The sequence below is a fragment of the Ruminococcus sporogenes genome (assembly GCF_054655175.1).
This window is the reverse complement of sequence record NZ_BAAHOA010000001.1, coordinates 453,076-471,662: the sequence shown is the minus strand read 5'-3', so window position 1 is coordinate 471,662 and position 18,587 is coordinate 453,076. Positions and strand designations below refer to the sequence as shown.

Below are 18,587 nucleotides of genomic sequence, written 5' to 3'. Positions count from 1 at the left end.
ATAAATAAAAAAACAGGAAGGAAATGCTGATATGTCTAACAGATTATTTCAAGGTCTTGTGCATCAAATGAGAGATGCTGTAAACGCCGTTATCGGAGTTGTCGACGAAACCGCTACTATTATCGCATGCAGCGATTTAACCAAAGTCGGCACGACAAACGAATTTGTTTCCCTAGACTTAAACGATTCTCATGATATTTTTATTAGAGACGGATACACCTATAAACCGTTCGGCTCAAGAGTAAAGCCGGAATATGCGGTTTTTATAGAAGGAGTAGACGACAACGCTGCTAAATACGCCACAATAATGGCGATCAGCCTGTCGAACATAAAACAATATTACGACGAAAAATACGACAGAAATAATTTTATCAAAAATGTAGTTCTGGACAATGTTCTTCCCGGAGATATCGTGATCAAGGCCAGAGAGCTTCACTTCAACGCTGAAATAAGCAGAGTGGTTTTTCTTATCAGAATCGTTTCAGCGAACGATATTTCCGCATATGACGTTATTCAGAACCTTTTCCCGGACAAAAACAAGGACTTTGTTTTCAACATCACTGAAAGCGATATTGTTCTTGTCAAGGAAATCAAAAGCTCGGTTGATTCCAAGGACCTTGAAAAGCTTGCACGCTCAATATCCGACACGCTCAGCAGCGAGTTTTACACAAGGGTAAACGTAGGAATCGGTACGTCCGTTATAGGCGTAAAGGAGCTTGCCCGCTCATTCAAAGAAGCGCAGATGGCTTTGGAGGTCGGAAAGGTTTTCGATACGGACAAAAATATAGTAAGCTACGACAATCTCGGAATTGCAAGACTTATTTATCATCTGCCGACAACTCTCTGCGAAACTTTCCTTCATGAAGTATTCAAAAAAGGAAGTATAGAATCTCTTGATCATGAAACTCTGTTTACTATCCAGAAGTTTTTTGAAAACAACCTCAATGTTTCAGAAACTTCAAGAAAACTTTTTGTTCACCGAAACACCCTGGTTTACAGACTTGAAAAGATCAAAAAGCTGACAGGACTCGATCTGAGAGAATTCGATCATGCAATTATATTCAAAATTGCCCTGATGGTAAAAAAATATTTATCGGCTAATCCGGTTAAATTCTAAATATAAGCGCAGGATCGGACAAAACAATTTATGCCGGATTATCGGCTAAAGGAAGGTGTCCCTTTTGGTAGAACTCAAGAATGTATCAGTCACATATTCAACCGGCGTTGACGCGCTCAACAACGTAAGTCTTAAGATTAACGACGGCGAATTCGCATTTGTCGTCGGATCGTCCGGCGCCGGAAAAAGTACGCTGATCAAGCTCATTTTAAAGGAGATAGACGCTACGAACGGTGTGGTTATGGTTAATAACTATAATCTCAGCAACTTGAAAAGAAAAAAAATCCCTTCTTTCAGGCGTACTATCGGTTTCGTCTTTCAGGATTTCAGGCTTATTCCGTCAATGACTGTTTATGAAAATATCGCGTTTGTTCTGAGAGTAATTGACGCTCCGAGAAAATACATACGCAAACGCGTTCCATATGTAATAAGTCTGGTGGGATTACAGGACAAGTCAAATTCTTATCCAAACCAGCTTTCCGGCGGAGAACAGCAGCGTGTCGCTATTGCAAGAGCGCTTGTAAACGACCCTCAGCTCATTATTGCCGACGAGCCTACGGGAAATATAGATCCGGAGCTGTCCTATGAAATAGTAGACCTTCTGAAGGGCATAAATGAATGCGGCACAACTATCCTTATGGTTACCCATGAGCATGACCTTGTACGTCATTTCGGCGGGAGGATAATAAATATCGACGCCGGTGAAATTGTCTTTGATGAAGTGATTGGAGGCAATAATGAAGCTTAGCGGTGTAAGGTATCTGACAAGACAGGGATTTGATAACGTTTGGAAAAATAGAATGATGGCGTTCGCGTCCTTCTGCGTTCTCCTTGTTTCTCTTCTGCTGGTTGGTTTATCAATTCTTTTTTATATCAATATTAACTCCATAATAGGAGGAATTGAGAACAAAAACGAAGTAATCGTCTTTCTAGACGAAAATATTACCCCCGCGCAAACCATGGAGACTGAAGTACTTCTAAAGCAAATTGATAATATCGACGAAGTCAGATTTTATTCAAAGGACGACGCCTTTGAAGATATGAAGAAAAGCATGAGTGAATATGAGGAGCTTTTCGACTCGCTGGGCGACGATAATCCTCTTGTGGATTCCTTCAGAATAAAGATAAAGGATATTTCCCTGACGTCCGAAACAGTTACTCTTATTAACGAATTAGATCATATATATTCAATAAGAGCGCCATATGATTTTGTTAATATTCTTACGGAGATGAAAAAAATTATAACTCTTGTCGCATCTGCGATCATTATAGCGCTTGCTATAGTATCTATGGTTATTATTTCAAATACAACCAAAGCAAGCGTATTTGCGAGAAGAAATGAAATAAGCATTATGAAATATGTAGGAGCGACCAATACGTTTATACGTATCCCATTCTTTGTCGAGGGTATGATAACGGGAATGGCTGCAGGTATTGCGGCAACAGTCATAACATGGCTCGGTTATGACGCAGTCGTTGATCTTCTGACAAACGAAGTGAACATTCTTAATATAATCGGAATGGGAAGTATCGTTTCATTCAGCGACATAGTGTTAAAGGTTGCTTTATCATATATTCTTGCCGGAGCATTTGTCGGAGCTTTAGGAAGCGTGCTCAGTACAAGAAAGCATCTGAACGTATAAAAATATTGCGAAATTTAAGATTGGTGGTGTTTAAGTCGGTAAGACGACGAAAATTATGAACATTTCATTTGGAAAAAATAAGCTAAAGGTAACGGCGCTGGTTCTTTGCGCTATTATTACAGCCGGAAGTTTAACATATGTTAATTACAGCAGCCCTTTGAAATCCGAGGCAAAGACTATTTCTGACCTGGAATCCGAAAAAGCTGAAAATGAAGCAGAAATCGAAAAAATCCAAAAAGAGCTTGACAGCCTTAACAGCGACATTGCAGATCAGGAAGCTATTCAACAGCAGCTTCAGAAAAAGATTGATTTACAGAATGAAAATATTGATAATATAAATACAATAATAAACGACCTAAATAATAAAATCAATGAAAAAGAAGAAAAAATCAAACAGCTTGAAATTGATATTTCCAATAAGGAAACTGATATAAATGAAGGAATGGAGCTTTTTAAGGATCGTTTAAGGGCTATGTATGTTTCCGGTAACGACAGTCTCGCCTCAGCGCTTGTAGGAGCTACCGATTTTTATGACATGCTGTCCAAAATAGAGCTTATTTCCCAGGTGGCCAAGCATGACGATGAGCTTATAGATTCTCTTATGACACAGCTCCAGCAGTTTGAAGAGGCCCAGGCTCAGCTTGATATTGAAAAAACAGAGCTTGACGCTGATCTGAAGGAACAGGAAGCAAATAAAAAGGAGCTTAATGAACAAATCAAACAGCTCAATGAGGATTATGCGGAAACACAGGATTATATAGATCGCAAAGAAGCCGATATGGAATCAAGACAGCGCGATATAGAGTCTCTTAAAGCTGATAACGAGGCTATGGACAATGAAATTGAAGAAATTAATGAAATAGCAAGGCGAAAAGCAGAAGAAGAGGCTGCGGCGGAACTTGAAAGACAACAGCAGCAGGAAGACAACGGCAGTTCAGACAACAGCGCTATCGGAGGCGGAGGAGATCAATCCGGCGACGGAGAAATCTCCGGCTCAACAGGCGGAGGAAACTACAACGGTTCATTAGGCTGGCCTGTACCGGGATTCTACAGTATTTCAAGCGGATACGGCTACAGGTGGGGATCGCTTCACGCCGGAATTGATATTGCCGGAGGCGGTATATCAGGCGCAACTGTAACCGCGGCTGAAAGCGGTACTGTAGTATTAGTAAAAACAGGATGTACTCATAACTACGGCAAGGACAGCAGTTGCGGCTGTAACGGCGGTTATGGAAATTATGTGATGATCGATCACGGAAACGGAATTTCTACTTTATACGGTCACTGCGCCGACGTATATGTATCTGTCGGACAATCGGTTTCAAGAGGCGAAGCCATAGGTTCTGTGGGAAGCACGGGCTGGTCTACTGGTTTTCACTGCCATTTTGAAGTAAGAATAAACGGCTCGACGGTTGATCCTACCGGTTATTTATATTAATAAGAAGCTATACATATTATATAAAACAGGGCAAGACGATCTTGCCCTGTTTTATAGTTCGCAATGAAAAAAAAATTTATATGATATATTAGAAAGGTGTGTAATATCTGTGAAAAAAATCAGTGTCAAATCAGCGGCATTAATAGCCGGCGCAGCCGCACTTCTAACATTTTCAGTTACCTCTTTCTGGGCATTCCAGATATGCAGCGACAGTGTTGCCACACTAAGAAAGAAAGCAAAATCTATTGAAGATATCTACACTGTAGACCAATATATAGACGAATATTATTACGGCAGCTATGACGAGGAAATAATAGTAGATCAAGCTCTTAAGGGAATGGTAAGCGCTCTTGATGATAAATATTCCGCTTATATGACTCCTGATGAATATGAACAGAATCTTATTGACGCTAAAGGCTCTATTACCGGTATAGGTATTACAGTTAATAAAGGTGATAATAATGAAATAAAAATCGTTGAAATTGCAGAAAAAGGACCTGCCGAGAAAGCCGGATTAAAAATCAACGACATTATTATTGAAGTTGACGGAAAAAACGTTAATGAAATGGAATATTCGGACGCTGTAAATCTTGTAAGAGGAAAAGCAGGAACTGAAGTAAATATAGCGGTAAAACGCGGAGATGAAGAGATTTCGTTTAAAATGAAGCGTGAAGAAATAACGACTGAAACAGTAACAAGCCGTATGCTGGAAAATAATATAGCTTATATTAAAATCACGGGATTTAAGGAAAACACCTCGCATCAGTTTAACATCGAACTCAAAAAATGTCTTGAAAATAATGCTTCCGCTATTATTTTTGATGTAAGAAATAACGGCGGAGGATTGGTATCGGCATGTTCAGACTGCCTTGATCCGCTGTTGCCGGAGGGAGATATTGCTATTGCCGAATTTAAAGACGGAAGCACCGAAGTTATATGCAAATCTGACAAAATAGAATTAGATCTTCCAATGGCAGTTCTTGTAAATGAATATTCGGCAAGCGCAGCAGAATTATTTGCAGCGGCATTAAGAGATTTCGGAAAAGCTGTATTAGTAGGTCAAAATACCTTCGGCAAGGGTATAATGCAAAACACATATAACTTAGATAACGGCGGCGGACTCAAGCTTACTGTCGCAAAATACAGAACGGTTAAATCAGAATGTTACCACGGAGTAGGCTTAAAACCAGATTATGAAACGGCGCTTCCTGATAAATATTCCGAAAATCAATCCGATGATATACCGGAAAATGAAGATACTCAGCTGCAAAAAGCGATTGAAATTTTAAAATAGTAATATATAAAGGTATTTTCTGTTAATTTACATTTTGTCCATATTTTATTAACAATTTGTACACCAATTTGTCGGTATTTATGGTAAAATGTAGATATAATCATTTATTGATTAAATTTAATCACCGGAGGATAAAATTATGTGGAAAAAGGCTCAAGGAACCATCAGACCATTAGACGCGCCAATGGCAGGATACGAAAATAAAAACGGTGTATTTATTGCACGTACAGAGTTTGAAGGCGGTATTCATCCGTGTAAGTTTGTCGATAATTTCGGATGCTATGTATCTTACGGAGGAAAAGAATACGGTGTTAAAGATTTCGAATATTACATTGGTAATGTCAAGTGGGTAAAGTGTAACAATCATCAGATACCGGACGGCGCCATTCTCGCAGGAAGAGAAGCTGATGGAAAATTGCTTTACATAGGAAGAACTGAATATGAAGGTATGATTATTACTGGTAAGGTAGGAACTCATTTGGCAAAAGGTATTTGTATCCCATATGCCGGCAAGGAATGGGAACTTTCAGATTATGAAGTACTTGTCGCAGATTAATATCCTGAATTTAATACAAAACTTAAAACTGATTTCGTTTAAATAACGAAATCAGTTTTATTTATCTATCGAAACAGAAATTCAAAAAACCGTATTATTGATTCATTCTTCTACGGCAGTTTCTTCCGCAATTCTTATCAAATGAAGGATTACATGCATAAAAATTACGGGAATTTAGATTATCCTGTGTTATTCTTAACCCTTCGCCGAAACGCTGAAAGTGAATTATTTCTCTTTCTCTTAAGAACTTAATAGGATCTCTTACGTCAGGATCATCTGCAAGACGCAGAATATTATCGTAAGTTGTTCTCGCCTTTTGTTCTGCTGCCATGTCCTCAACTAAATCAGTTATGGGATCACCTTTAGACTGAAAGTATGCTGCAGTAAACGGAGCTCCGGATGCAGCTACCGGATATATTCCTGTTGTATGATCAACAAAATAAGTGTCAAAACCGCTTTCTTTAATTTCTTCCGGCGTAAGATTTCTTGTCAACTGATAAAGTATAGCAGATATCATCTCCATATGAGCCAATTCCTCAGTGCCAATATCTGTTAAAAGTCCTCTTACTTCACCGTAAGGAGCAGAATATCGCTGATTAAGATATCTTAAAGACGCTGCCAATTCTCCATCTGGACCGCCAAATTTCAAAAGGAAATAATACTAATTAAATCAAAATATTCCGTCTGTACAAGAAAATGTTAATTACAATATTTACATATGGACATTAATCGACACCCTTGATATAATTTATATATATCTAAAGGAGGTCGATATTTTGAGAATTGCGGTATGCGATGATCAGGAGTTTTTTGTTAAACTGATTTCCAAAAAATATACGTAACCTGATGGACGACGCCGTGGAAGCATGCCAAAAATGTAAAGGCGAAAAAAGTATTAGCTTAACTGTAGTCAAAGAAATTAACTACATTAAGATCAGGGTGGCAAACAATGCAGAGACAACAAATTTGGCATACAACGGCAAAGCATTGAAAACTTCTAAAAAAGATAAAGCAAGCCACGGTATCGGAACTCAAATTATTAATGATCTGGCAATCATGTATGATGGTGAAACGGATTATAATTTAAAAGACAATAAGTTTACTGCCACGGTTTATCTTAAATGCAATATCCGTCAAAAAGCCGACTCGAAAAGCTGAGGCATAAACAAAAAGCGGCAAGGATCACTCCCTGCCGCTTGAATTATTTTTAAATAAAAACTTGATCAGCACAAGTTATATAAAAGTTACTTTCTCACTTTATCGTCATCGACCCAAAAGCGAAAAACTTTAAAACCGTATGTGCTTGCATATAAACGTTTTCCGTTTTTAGTAATATACGGTGAATAAATCCACATATAATACCACCTTTCTTTTTTGAAAATATCTATATAAAACCTCTTGTAAAATCAAAAAAAATGTGGTATAATTAAATTGTTAGTTTTATATACTGCTGATACAATTTTTTTGATTGTACAAAGTGGTGATTGCTGAGTTCGTTATTGGACTCGGCTTTTTTTATATGCTATTGATGCAGCTTGAAATGAGGTTCCGCATTCGTCTGCAATTTGTTTTACTGTCATACTTTTTATTAAGCTTCTGGGCATTAGCAAAGCGCTTGCAAAAGTATTAGCCTGCCATTCCGGGTTTAAATATGGTTTGATTTCTGATTCATTTACACTTCTGCTTAAACATACGCCTTCTGAATGAAGCAAGTAATGTCCTATTTCATGAGCAAGTGTAAATCTATGTCTGCCGTCCCCCATACAAGCCGCATCATAGACATCATCCCTTATGTACATAACATTTTCAGTAGAATTATAATAGGCATAAGTATTAGGCGGCATATCGATCTTTGAAACATACTCATAATTAAATCCAGCATCTACATTTGGCAGGACATTTTCAATAAAATTAATAACCGGAAAATATAAATTACTTTTTAAATTTAAAGTTTCTCTTATTCGATCGGCTATCATTTCGATATCGCTTGTACTTCTAGGTTTAGCTATTAAATAATCCATCGCATTAAACGTCCTCCATAAGTTACTTTTTCTTATTGATAATTGATAAAATCTCACTGATTTGTTCTGAATCTAAATCATTAAATTTTCTCGCAAAAACTAGGCCTAGATCTTGATGTTCTTTATTAAGGTTTCTTGATGAGATAGTTACTTCATTTATTGTTTTATATAATGCTTCTCGTATAATTAAGGATTGTTCTTCATCTAATCCATAAATTTTTATAATTTTATTTACTAAGGTTGGCGTAGGAGTTCTTTTACCGTTTTCTATAGAAGATAAGTATGATGGAGTAATGCCTATTTTAATTGCCATATCCTTTAGAATTTCGTTAAAATTCAAACGGATAATTCTTAATTCTTTTCCTAACGGTGTTACCATAACATTCCCCTCCTTGCTTTATGATAAATATATTTTAACATAATTTTCAATACTTGTCAAGTGATTTTCTGATAAATATTAACTTTTTTGTTAATATCCAAAAGAAATAAATATCCCCTCAGACAATTAAGTCCGAGGGGATTTAACTTATTACATCTTCTTTTCAAGCTCCGTATGCAGTCTTTTTATAAAATTCTGTCCGGCAATCCCGTTTTGTTTATAACCCCATTGCCCTAATAGATAATTCACTGCGTTCAGAGTTCCGTCTCCAAACCATATGTTTTTATCCATTCCATACTTATTTATTCCGGCCTTTTTCGCAAGGAGCAGCAGCTCTTTAAGGAAAGCACGCCGATAGTGCCGTCGCCCTTCTTGTAGCCCGTTTTGTCCAGTATAGGCTTAGCAGCCGAAACACTGTCAGTCTTAACCGTTATTCCCAGAGTTTTCAGAATACCGTCCGCATAAGCTCTTGCTATCTTACTGTAATTTGCCTTGATATAGTCTGCGTCCGATTTCGTATCTACAAATCCGCCCTCCAGCAAAACGGCCGGAGCGTCGGTCAGCCTGATTATTGCGAAGTAGTCTCTTCCGTTAGAATCAAGCTTTGTCTTTACTCCTCTGCTTTTCATAAGCTTTTTCATTTCCGTATTTATGTTTTCGGCAAGCGTTTTCGAAGTACCGCCTACACGGCTGTAATACACTTCAAAGCCCGTTCCGCCTCCCGCGTTGTAATGAACGTCTATTACAAGATCGGGATTGTACGCGTTGCACATTGCAACCTTGCTGTCCATATCGGTATCTACATCCGCAGTTCTCGACAGCTTATATTCCACTCCCGCCTCTTTGAGATACTGGGCTACAAGCTTTGCGGTCTTAAGGGTATAGTCCTTTTCGGTTATGTATTTGACAGCTCCCGGATCCTTACCACCATGTCCTACTCCTATAAATACTTTTTTACTCATAATAAAACCTCTTTTCTTAAATTTGGATATAAAAAATGCGCTCCTTACGGAACGCTTTGTAAAATATTGACTTTTATTATATAATATTGTATAATTTGTATCAAGGCATACCTGAAACGGTAGGCGGTCAATCCTGCTCCCGGAAGGGAGTGATAATTATGAATTATGTGTCATGGAGCGAACTGCTTCAGTTTGCGGCCTTTCTGACTACATACACAGCGTTAATTTATACTGTGTTTCATAATAAAAGGAAATAACCGCCCTCAGCTACCAAACTAAGACGGTTATTTACTTAACTTACTTATTGGGAGCGACCGTCTATCGGTATGCCCCTTTTTTATTATTATACAACAATTAACCGTATGTGTCAACCGTCTTGGCCGTTTTTATCCTCATTTATTTTCCCTTTAGCGTTCTTTAATAAATTAGCTATCCATTTCGGAATAATATCCGGGTTGCATTCGTAGAGATTCTCGCATATAGATATGCATTCGTTAAGCACTATGTAGCTTCCGATGATTAAACCGAAGGGCAAAGCAAAGGGTACTTCGACAGATACTATTTTTTCAAGAGACATGGGTATGAAGTAGTCCAGAAATACCCCGAAAAACAACGCCGCGAGAAGCGATATCTTTTTCCAGAAGCCGATAAAGCCTCTTTTACTTGACCAGGGAACGCCCGTTATTTTGCTTTTGACCAGTCCCGTAACGAAATCGAATACTATTCCTATCACCACAAAAAGAAGTATAAGCCCGTATTGCTTTGTGGCCGTCGCTATAAACCCTCCGATAACGGAAAGTATGTATTTTATCTTATCGTTCATTACATTAGCCCCCTTTAAATTATTGAATATATCTGTACGCTTCCTATTGCGGAACCGCTTGAATCCATAGCAAGCTCCAGCGTGTTCTTGTCCGGCATAGAAGCCGTTATATAGCCTCCCATATCCTTAGCGGCCTGCGGACCGCTTGATGTGATATACGAAGAGGACGGGATTCCGCCGTATATGCGATATATGTTATCGGCGGATTTCGATAAATACGATATCGGTATCATCGACGATACTCCATATTTAAAGCCGGTACTTGCGGATCCGTTTAAATTTATCAAGACTACAGAGTAGTCGGCTAATCCTGAGATTGAAGCTTCTCCGCTCGTACTCAGAATAGAGCCGTCATACAAAAGATTTCCGCCTGCCGCCGTAGTTATTTTTCCATCGGGCGTTATCTTTACTACCGGATTCTGATAACTGCCTATATAGTAATACTCCAGGGTGTCGGTGCGTCCGTATGCTCCTATTGCTCCAAGCGAGGTTTCCTTATCGGTCTTATAAAAGCTCACTCCCGAAGCCCAAGGAGACCCGTTGCTTGTGGTATATACCCTCATTCCGTTTCTTCCGAGTCCCGCGGCTCTTCCCGTCGCTCCGTAGGGTATGACTATCTCCGAATCAGGATTCATAGTTCCGCCGCTTAGAGGCAGATAATCATGGGTATGATTTGCCTTGGAATAATCATCTGCATTCTTAGCCGCCATACTGCCTAAAGTATACTTGCTTACCATAGGCACGCCATTATCAAGATAAATCGGAACTGTCGGTGAGCCTACGCTTTTTGTAAGTTTTTCTGCGCTTGCAGCCGCCCCGCCCGGCGTTGTACTGCCGGCAAAGTTCTTGTTATCAACATACTCCTTGGTTACAGCGTCTTTGCTTTCATTTATCGGGGAAAGATTTTTCATAAGCTCCTCCTTATCCTACGACGACAGCGTAATAAGAGCCTGCCGTTATCGTAGTGTCGCTTGATATTTTGATTATTACGTTTGATCTGCTGTTTATCGTGATATCGCACATCACCTTTTCACCGCTTGACGTATACACGTCGCATAGTACGGCGGTATCGTTTCCAGCAAGCGATAAACCGTGATTGCACGCCCAAGTACATACGCCGCTTGCAGGCGTAAGAGCAGGGCATAGTATTTTAGCCTTGTGTACTCCGTTTGTAACAAGAGACTGTAGGCTTTCTATAAGGTCCTTGTTGTCCTCCACCGCCTGCGCAAACTCGAATATGGTGTCGAGAGCCTCCGATGGCGCGCCGCCAAGCAGTGCGGAAACCTTTTCGTCCGTATACGATCTTGCGCTTGCGTAAGCCTGTGCGGCCGCTCCCGCCTCTTCAAACGCATTCGGGTCAATTACTTTAATACTCTGAACAGATGGCGAAAGGCTGCTGTTTTTCTTTTTCAATACGGTTAAAACTCCGCTTGAAGTACTTGAAAATTCAAAGGCGTCAAGCGGGTTGTAATTTATCCAGTCGGAACCGTTGTAAATTTTAAGGCAGTTGTTTGTTGTGTCCCAGAAAAAGCTTCCCGCAACGGGAGAATCCGGAGCGGACGACATCGCCTTGTTTTCCAGTACCGCGTTCAGCAGCTGATTGTTACATAAATCAATTCCAGTTTTTGCTTTTACACTCATAATAAAACCTCTTTTCTTAAATTTGGACATAAAAAATGCGCCCCTTACGGAACGCTTTGTAAAATATTGACTTTTATTACATAATATTGTATAATTTGTATTAAGGCATACCTGAAACGGTAGGCGGTCAATCCTGCTCCCGGAAGGGAGTGATAATTATGAATTATGTGTCATGGAGCGAACTGCTTCAGTTTGCGGCCTTTCTGACTACATACACAGCGTTAATTTATACTGTGTTTCATAATAAAAGGAAATAACCGCCCTCAGCTGTCAACTTAAGCGGTTATCCTGTATAATCCTAAAGTTTGGGAGCGACCGTCTATCGGTATGCCCTTTTTTATTATTATACAATTTTTCATAAAATATGTCAAGCGTTAATTAAATAAACCGTTCCCGCCGTAGGCTCGGAAAACCTAAGGGTGACGGTATTTTCATTCGTATACTCTATATCGCAGAGAACAACCGCCCCGGTATCGTCTATGACTGTAACCGACGGCTTTTTGTTTAAGCTGTGAAGTATCACCCAAACCTTTGCTTGAGTATCTTGCGTATATTCTCCGCTTTTATCCTTTCCTTCCCCGTCATTGTTAATATACGGATAAAACCTAACGGCGCAGTCCTCCGGAAACGAAGCCAGAAAATATTCGCAATCATTAGAAATATATACGCTTTTAAGTATGGTTCCGGAAAAAGCATAATTTCCTATGCTCTTTACACGAGGCGGTATATATACGAAATGAAGTTGATTTTGCTGTGCAAACGCCCCGTCGTCTACCGATCTGACAGAATCGGCAAGCAATATGGACGAAACGCTTCCCGTGCATACAAATTTCTCCATATAGCAGTCTACCGTCATAGTATAATCACCGATTTCATTGTAGGTATGGCTGTAAGACTTAGCCGGAGAATATTCCTCCGACGTACCGTCTCCCCACTCTACCACGCCTTTGCAAGTACTCTCCGAATCTATTACCGGTATTCCGGCGGCTGCCGTTCCAATATAGCTGACAGTAGTTATACAACTGCTGAAGCTTTCAAATTTCGGCTCGTCAAAGCGCCCACTTACCGCTATATAAGCGTTAGCTCTTGTATAGTCCTCGCTTATACTTTCTCCGTGTCCGTGGCTGCATTGTATGTAAAAATTAACAGTATAAGTTTTAATTTCCGAAGTATTGACAGGAAGGGATATATCAAGCGTATGCAGTCCCTTGCAAAGATACTGCTGAACCGCAATTTTAGTGTCGTATCCGTTAATAGAATTATTTACAGTCACCGTGCCGGGCTGAATCATATCAATACATATCTGCCCCGTAATTTCTACCGGAGAACCGTATTCCTTAGGTTGAAAGCTGATACGGCAGAGCCGTTTCTGATGAGTTCCGGCAAAAACCGGAGGAAGTCTGTAAATATACTGATTACGCAGATCGGTATAAATCGGAGTATCTCCTCCGCTTCCTGACGAGGTAGTATTTTTCCGGGATTTCGCCTGTATCATGCTGGCGTCGCTGGTTATTTTATGGGAGCCTCTGTAAGTCCAGTCGTTTTTTGTGACTAATATTCGTACACCCTGCCCCGCTACGCCTCCCGTCAAAAGAATATGGTCGCCTGCGTCTATTGTGGGATCACCGAATATTTCCGCTTCCGCTCCGTAATAAGTCAGCATAAAAAGACGGTCGGCTATTTCCTTTAAATATTCCTCCACAACGTTAATTTCACTAAGCCGCAATATGGGATTGTCGTCAATGGCAAGCGTATTTGCAGACGTGGATTCAGGCGGATATATATGCTTGTATTTGTCGCCTGTAAGTCCGGTTAGCGAAACGGAAACGGCGTCATAAAGTTTTTTATTCTTTATGGCTGCGGATTTTCTTTGACTGCCGTTTATTATTCTTGCATAATCCGGATACGCCTCGGAATATCTGCGGTCAAAGTTAATGATTTCAAGCTCGCCTTTTCTGTTTATGACCGCGCATGCGCATAAAAGCTGCGTTATCATTGTCAGAACGTCGCGAAAAGTTTTAATATCCTTGTTGCACGGGGCGGCTGTCGCAAAACCCATTGTCCTGCCGCCGTTGCTCATACCGGAAATATTGTATAAGCTTTCCTCCGATACGGCGACGCCGCAGTTATTGCCTATATGCCCGAGCCACAATGTAACCGGAATATCAAACACGGAACCGTCCCCGTACGGCGGAATAAAATCCTTGTCAAACTTGACCATGTCGTCATAGCATACCAGCTTTGTAGTGCGGCTATCCGGAACGCTTATTTCGGTAACGTTGAAAACTCCCATGGGAATCTCTTCAAAAGTACCGTCGGAAAGTCTTACGCAGCAAAAGGGGCGAATAACCGCCCCCTGATAATTCCCGCTGTCAATATTGTCGTCTAAAAGAGATACGCCGAATTCTCCTATGCATACGGCGCCCAGCTCGAAATCCGAGCCGCTTACGCACTTGCTTTTTACATAGGCAGTACCGCTTTTTATATTCTCGCTGCCTATTCTCCTTAAGCTTCCGCCGGGAAATGTAACCTGACAGTAAAAATCTGTAGTTCTGTCGGGACTGTTCAGAATCGCTCTGCATTCGTCGCTTACCTTATACATAAAACCTCCTTAATATTCGATAAAATTAACGCTGAATTCCCATTGAGCCGCATTTTCCCCGTCAATATTTGTTATCAGATTAAGCGATCTGTCCCCTGCATACATAGTTACGTTTTCAGCATAATAACCGTTTGCAGGAAAGAAAAAGGTAACGTTCAACGCCGGCGCTGAAATAGCGGAGGTAAGCGCCAGCAGCTCGTCTGTTGTAACCCTCCATGTCGCGTTTAGTTTTTTAACGCCGCCTCTTATACGTTCTCTTGACATATACCCCGATTCGCTTCTGCCACTTTCAGAGCTGTCAAGATCGGAAGCCGTAACAGAATATGATACAGGCGGCGGCGTATTATAGCTCCCGATTTTAATTAAATTCATCCCATCACCTTCCGTTTGTAATAAATGAGTTTTTATTCATAAGCTGTATGATTACCTCCTCAAGCATACGCCCGTCAATATTGAACTGCGCGACAAGGTCAAGCTGTCTGAGCAGCTCGTATATTTTCATCAGCAGTTCGTATATACGGTCGTTGCCGTTTCCGCCGCTTTGGGATATGATCCCTTGCAGCTTTGACAGAGGCGAAATAACCTCCGGATCCGTCCGGGCGTTTTTGTTGTCTCCTACCATTGCAAGCGTCGGCTGATATGCAAGTCCGCCTTTGGCTAAGCGCGGAATCGATACGGATTCCATTTCACCGAGTAATCCTAGCTCCACGCCAGGTATGCCGTTTATTGCTCCTATTACACTGTTTATGCCTCTGATAAATCCGTTGATGATTCCAATGAATCCGTTCACTATTCCCTCTATTATTCCAACTACTCCGTTATACATCCCCTTGAATAAATTCACTATGGGGTCGATAACCTTTTCTTTCATAAATGTAGCTAAAGTACTTGCTCCGGTTTTTATTCCTGTCCAAAGCCCGCCAAAGAAATTTGCAATCGGATTTATTATGTGATCACTAAACCAGTTGGAAACGCTGTTCCACACTGATTTTATTCCGTCCCAGCAAGTTGAAGCCAGATTTTTTATACCGGACCATAGCCCGCTGAAAAAATCACCCGCTGCATTCCACGCATTTTTTATGTGTTCCCATGCTGCCGCACCGACTTCTTTTATATCCTCCCAATGCTTTACGCATAAGATTATAATAGCGATGAGCGCCGCGATTCCTGCGACAACCCATGTTATCGGATTTGCCAGCATTGAAGCGTTCCATGCATTCTGAACTGCTGTCGCGATACCTCCGGCGGCCGAAAAAGCTTTAACAGCGTTACTACGGCAATAATTTTAGAGGCTATTGCAAAGGCAATACCGAGAGCGCTTATCATAGTCACAAAAACCTCAAAAAGCGTTTGATGTTCTGATATCCAGTCGCTTAATTTAGTCAAGCCGTCAGATATTCCGGTTAAAACGTCTATTATTATACCGCCGGTCCACTCAGCAATAGGCCTAAGCAAATTGTCAAAAAGCCACTCCCCCATAGGCTTTAACGCTTCTATAGCGGTATTCAGCACATCAAAAACGCCAGCCAGTATACCAAGAAAAGCCGGAAGGAGTTCATTTGCTGTCCATGTACCTAACGGCGTGAGAACATTTTGGAAAAACCAAAGAAGTCCTTCGCCTACGTTTAATGCAAACGGGGTTAATGAATCCCACAAATCATCTAATGCTCCGCTTATTTTATCGTAATCAATACTTTTCACAAGCTTAGTAAGACAATCTATAAAGCCTGGTATTCCTTTTCCAAGCGTCCATTTACCTGTTGGTTTAAGTACTTTTTGATAAAAGCTTTCTATAGCGCCAAAACTGTTTAAACGCCGTTGAAAAATTAGACGTCATTGCTTCAGCAGTGCTTTTAGATTCATTTTTTATAATTTTTAATCCTTTTTTAACACTTTTAGTGCCGTTATTACTGTGATAGCCAACATCTTTCCACGCCTTTGCCATTGCTTCACTTGCCGACATTCCTTGTTTTTTATATTCTGCCGCTAATTTGCCAACTTGAGACCTTGCCGATTCAAAGCTAATTCCGATAGTTTTGACCGCTGTTTCCGAATCTTTTGAAACAGAACTAAAAAAGTTTTTAACCGAAGTTTTAGCGGAAGAAATGCCTTTAGTAAAAGCAGTAGGATCAATATTTAGTCCTAAATTTATGCTACCCACATTAGTTCCCAATCAGATACCTCCTTTCTATTTAGAAAAGGCCGCTTTTGCCATTTCCTGAAAACTGGCCCAGTACTTAGCATAAGTTCCTTTGTCCATTTTTCTTTGCTTTGATTTTCTCTTTTGCCAATCGGAGCGTATTTTCTTTTGTTCCTTATTAAATCCCTTTATAATTTTCGGGTCCTTTTCAGAACGTATTGAAACGATCTGCCCCAGCGGAGTGTCCGGCATGATACCGGACAGTAAAGCGCAGAATTCAGGCCAGGACATGTTTTCCTCATTTCTCAGTCGTATGTTATACTGAGCGGCAAACGATGCTTCTATAAGCTCCCAATCGTCAAATAAGTCGTACCAATATTCTGTTTTATTATTGAAATCGTTTCTGGCTTTCCTCAAACTCTTCAAGCGTCTGACCGGAGCACGCGGCCATTACTGCGTTGAATATCGTCTTATACTCCGGCAAAGGAAGATCAAGACTATTAATCTCGTCGACAGTTTTCGAATTTGTAAGCGTTCTCAGAACGGTATCCATGAATTTAAACTCATCGGCTTTTTTGCCGCTTTTTTCAGCGTTTTCCGATTCCGCTATCATTGCTTGAACTGTAAGCACATTGCTTTTTCTGTTGTTTACAGAAACAATAAGGTTTTCGCTTATCTTAATAACGGGAAGCTCGTTTGTAATTTTTTTTGAAATATCAATCATTTTTATTTACCTCTTTCTTAAATTTAAGCATGAAAAAAGCGTTCCTCTACGAAACGCTTGACTTTTTATTAAATTGTGGTATAATAATAAATGAAAAGGGGCGTCTGCGATAAGCGGTTCACCTCCGAATACAGCGTAAATAATAATCGCCCTATGTAGGAGTGGGGCGGTTATTTTCTTTTATTATTGTTACCAAGCTTAACTATTTCAATAATTACAAGTAATAAAGTAAGTATTTCCATTATGCCCATAGTAACTCACCTCCAATACTGGAGGAAGAATTGAACCGCCTACCGTTTTATGCAGACACCCGCACGGTTATTATACCACAGGTGTCTTTTTTTGTCAATTTATACCGAAGCCGATCCCTTTATATACTCCGGCTTTCCGTGACTTAAAATTTCAAACTCCATAGCGTCTATTGCCGTACTGTCGCCGCCGAGAGACGTTACATTAACAACGCACGGAATCCCCAGCTCGTCGCCGTTGGGGAAAATTATATCAAAAAACGAATAACAATCGTTGCCCGTTTTCATAAATAAGCCGGCTATATAATCGTTTCCCGGGTCGCCGCTGTTTCTTTTCGCGGTCATTGAAATGGTAATGGATTTAGCTGTTACAAGTCTTTTAGTCCAACCTTCGCCGTCCATCGGATTCCATTCCTCGACTCCTCCGTCAATGCTTATGGAAAGCCCTTCGGCGTCGCTTATGGTTTTAGGGCTTTTAGGCATTGCCTGACCGTCCGTGAAATTTAACCCCGCCGTATCTATTCTAAAGGCAATATCATAATTTGCGTGAACTCCGGAGGTATATTTAACTGATTCTCCAGCCATATTAATCATTCCTTCCTTTCATAATAAAAATCGCATTCAATTACATATTCATATATGCCGTTTTCATCCGTATCAACCGATACAGGCTCATCGAGCAACAGCATTACGAACAGTATTCTGTTTCCGTTTATTACCGAATTTCTCGTACTGTAAAGCTCATTCCACAGCCGCTGAGCGGCGCGCTCTGTTTCACGCTGGCTTTTATTCCAATGGCAAAGCAGAGAAACGGACCTTACGCCATAGCTGCTGTTTTTCAATCCTCCCGCCGGTATATTCGGCGGACGAGAACGTTTCAGATTATAAACTCCTATACTCTTGAAGTTCTTATCCGGCATTTTGCCGCTATAAACCTTTTCGTCGTCAGTTATTCCCATTGTTCCGATAAAATCGCGTATATCAGACAGATAAAGCATT

General features: G+C 40.4%; 24 protein-coding genes. 7 read left to right on the top strand and 17 right to left on the bottom strand.

Going from position 1 to position 18,587, the window contains the following annotated elements; all coding sequences use genetic code 11:
* Positions 1–31 precede the first annotated feature (31 nt).
* From ACYQ0N_RS02515 to ACYQ0N_RS02490, 6 genes are all read left to right on the top strand, one after another.
* On the top strand, positions 32–1,117 hold the full coding sequence (locus ACYQ0N_RS02515; protein WP_460161772.1) for a PucR family transcriptional regulator: 1,086 nt from the start codon (positions 32–34) through the stop codon (positions 1,115–1,117).
* A gap of 64 nt (positions 1,118–1,181) precedes the next feature.
* On the top strand, positions 1,182–1,865 hold the full coding sequence (ftsE, locus tag ACYQ0N_RS02510) for a cell division ATP-binding protein FtsE (RefSeq protein ID WP_177532543.1): 684 nt from the start codon (positions 1,182–1,184) through the stop codon (positions 1,863–1,865).
* Positions 1,855–2,760, top strand: coding sequence for a permease-like cell division protein FtsX (ftsX, locus tag ACYQ0N_RS02505; RefSeq protein ID WP_177532544.1), 906 nt, complete (start codon positions 1,855–1,857; stop codon positions 2,758–2,760). The genes ftsE and ftsX overlap by 11 nt, the downstream gene beginning before the upstream one ends.
* Before the next feature lie 55 nt (positions 2,761–2,815).
* On the top strand, positions 2,816–4,198 hold the full coding sequence (locus ACYQ0N_RS02500; RefSeq protein WP_460161771.1) for a murein hydrolase activator EnvC family protein: 1,383 nt from the start codon (positions 2,816–2,818) through the stop codon (positions 4,196–4,198).
* A 109-nt stretch (positions 4,199–4,307) separates the two neighbouring features.
* Complete coding sequence (locus tag ACYQ0N_RS02495; RefSeq protein ID WP_460161770.1) at positions 4,308–5,492, top strand: S41 family peptidase; 1,185 nt, start codon at positions 4,308–4,310, stop codon at positions 5,490–5,492.
* Between the two features lie 139 nt (positions 5,493–5,631).
* Positions 5,632–6,048 carry a DUF3421 domain-containing protein gene (locus ACYQ0N_RS02490; RefSeq protein ID WP_177532547.1) on the top strand — a complete coding sequence of 139 codons (417 nt, stop codon included), beginning with the start codon at positions 5,632–5,634 and terminating at the stop codon, positions 6,046–6,048.
* Positions 6,049–6,142: 94 nt separating this feature from the next.
* Here ACYQ0N_RS02490 and ACYQ0N_RS02485 read toward each other — a convergent pair whose 3' ends face one another.
* Complete coding sequence (locus ACYQ0N_RS02485) at positions 6,143–6,697, bottom strand: manganese catalase family protein (protein ID WP_177532548.1); 555 nt, start codon at positions 6,695–6,697, stop codon at positions 6,143–6,145.
* 197 nt (positions 6,698–6,894) lie between these two features.
* Here ACYQ0N_RS02485 and ACYQ0N_RS02480 point away from each other — a divergent pair, with 197 nt between their 5' ends.
* On the top strand, positions 6,895–7,206 hold the full coding sequence (locus ACYQ0N_RS02480) for a GHKL domain-containing protein (RefSeq protein WP_177532549.1): 312 nt from the start codon (positions 6,895–6,897) through the stop codon (positions 7,204–7,206).
* Between the two features lie 338 nt (positions 7,207–7,544).
* Here the strand turns inward: ACYQ0N_RS02480 and ACYQ0N_RS02475 are convergent, their stop codons facing one another.
* The 16 genes from ACYQ0N_RS02475 to ACYQ0N_RS02400 all read right to left on the bottom strand — a co-directional run bounded on the left by ACYQ0N_RS02475 (position 7,545) and on the right by ACYQ0N_RS02400 (position 18,586).
* On the bottom strand, positions 7,545–8,069 hold the full coding sequence (locus ACYQ0N_RS02475; RefSeq protein ID WP_460161769.1) for an ImmA/IrrE family metallo-endopeptidase: 525 nt from the start codon (positions 8,067–8,069) through the stop codon (positions 7,545–7,547).
* A gap of 22 nt (positions 8,070–8,091) precedes the next feature.
* Entirely contained in the window at positions 8,092–8,448 is a 357-nt protein-coding gene (locus ACYQ0N_RS02470; RefSeq protein WP_460161768.1) for a helix-turn-helix domain-containing protein, read from the bottom strand.
* 150 nt (positions 8,449–8,598) lie between these two features.
* Positions 8,599–8,739: a hypothetical protein gene (locus ACYQ0N_RS02465; RefSeq protein WP_460161767.1), complete on the bottom strand. Its 141-nt coding sequence runs from the start codon at positions 8,737–8,739 to the stop codon at positions 8,599–8,601.
* 11 nt (positions 8,740–8,750) lie between these two features.
* Positions 8,751–9,410: an N-acetylmuramoyl-L-alanine amidase gene (locus ACYQ0N_RS02460; protein WP_460161766.1), complete on the bottom strand. Its 660-nt coding sequence runs from the start codon at positions 9,408–9,410 to the stop codon at positions 8,751–8,753.
* Between the two features lie 367 nt (positions 9,411–9,777).
* A complete protein-coding gene (locus tag ACYQ0N_RS02455; protein ID WP_460161765.1) occupies positions 9,778–10,233 on the bottom strand; it encodes a phage holin family protein in 456 nt (151 codons plus the stop codon).
* Between the two features lie 14 nt (positions 10,234–10,247).
* Positions 10,248–11,144 (bottom strand): hypothetical protein, encoded by an 897-nt coding sequence (locus tag ACYQ0N_RS02450; RefSeq protein ID WP_460161764.1) that lies wholly within the window; start codon positions 11,142–11,144, stop codon positions 10,248–10,250.
* A 10-nt stretch (positions 11,145–11,154) separates the two neighbouring features.
* On the bottom strand, positions 11,155–11,874 hold the full coding sequence (locus ACYQ0N_RS02445; protein ID WP_460161763.1) for a hypothetical protein: 720 nt from the start codon (positions 11,872–11,874) through the stop codon (positions 11,155–11,157).
* A 367-nt stretch (positions 11,875–12,241) separates the two neighbouring features.
* Positions 12,242–14,476, bottom strand: coding sequence for a leucine-rich repeat protein (locus tag ACYQ0N_RS02440; RefSeq protein WP_460161762.1), 2,235 nt, complete (start codon positions 14,474–14,476; stop codon positions 12,242–12,244).
* 9 nt (positions 14,477–14,485) lie between these two features.
* Positions 14,486–14,848 carry a DUF6711 family protein gene (locus ACYQ0N_RS02435; RefSeq protein ID WP_460161761.1) on the bottom strand — a complete coding sequence of 121 codons (363 nt, stop codon included), beginning with the start codon at positions 14,846–14,848 and terminating at the stop codon, positions 14,486–14,488.
* A gap of 4 nt (positions 14,849–14,852) precedes the next feature.
* Positions 14,853–15,677 carry a phage tail protein gene (locus tag ACYQ0N_RS02430; RefSeq protein WP_460161760.1) on the bottom strand — a complete coding sequence of 275 codons (825 nt, stop codon included), beginning with the start codon at positions 15,675–15,677 and terminating at the stop codon, positions 14,853–14,855.
* Positions 15,659–16,132 (bottom strand): hypothetical protein, encoded by a 474-nt coding sequence (locus tag ACYQ0N_RS02425; protein WP_460161759.1) that lies wholly within the window; start codon positions 16,130–16,132, stop codon positions 15,659–15,661. The genes ACYQ0N_RS02430 and ACYQ0N_RS02425 overlap by 19 nt, the downstream gene beginning before the upstream one ends.
* Positions 16,133–16,241: 109 nt before the next feature.
* Positions 16,242–16,649 (bottom strand): hypothetical protein, encoded by a 408-nt coding sequence (locus tag ACYQ0N_RS02420; RefSeq protein ID WP_177531882.1) that lies wholly within the window; start codon positions 16,647–16,649, stop codon positions 16,242–16,244.
* A 15-nt stretch (positions 16,650–16,664) separates the two neighbouring features.
* A complete protein-coding gene (locus tag ACYQ0N_RS02415) occupies positions 16,665–17,033 on the bottom strand; it encodes a Gp15 family bacteriophage protein (RefSeq protein WP_177531883.1) in 369 nt (122 codons plus the stop codon).
* On the bottom strand, positions 17,005–17,340 hold the full coding sequence (locus ACYQ0N_RS02410; protein WP_177531884.1) for a hypothetical protein: 336 nt from the start codon (positions 17,338–17,340) through the stop codon (positions 17,005–17,007). Before ACYQ0N_RS02410 ends, ACYQ0N_RS02415 begins: the two co-directional genes overlap by 29 nt.
* Positions 17,341–17,690: 350 nt before the next feature.
* Complete coding sequence (locus tag ACYQ0N_RS02405) at positions 17,691–18,173, bottom strand: phage tail tube protein (protein WP_460161758.1); 483 nt, start codon at positions 18,171–18,173, stop codon at positions 17,691–17,693.
* Positions 18,174–18,178: 5 nt separating this feature from the next.
* Complete coding sequence (locus tag ACYQ0N_RS02400) at positions 18,179–18,586, bottom strand: minor capsid protein (RefSeq protein ID WP_460161757.1); 408 nt, start codon at positions 18,584–18,586, stop codon at positions 18,179–18,181.
* Between the last annotated feature and the right edge of the window lies 1 nt (position 18,587).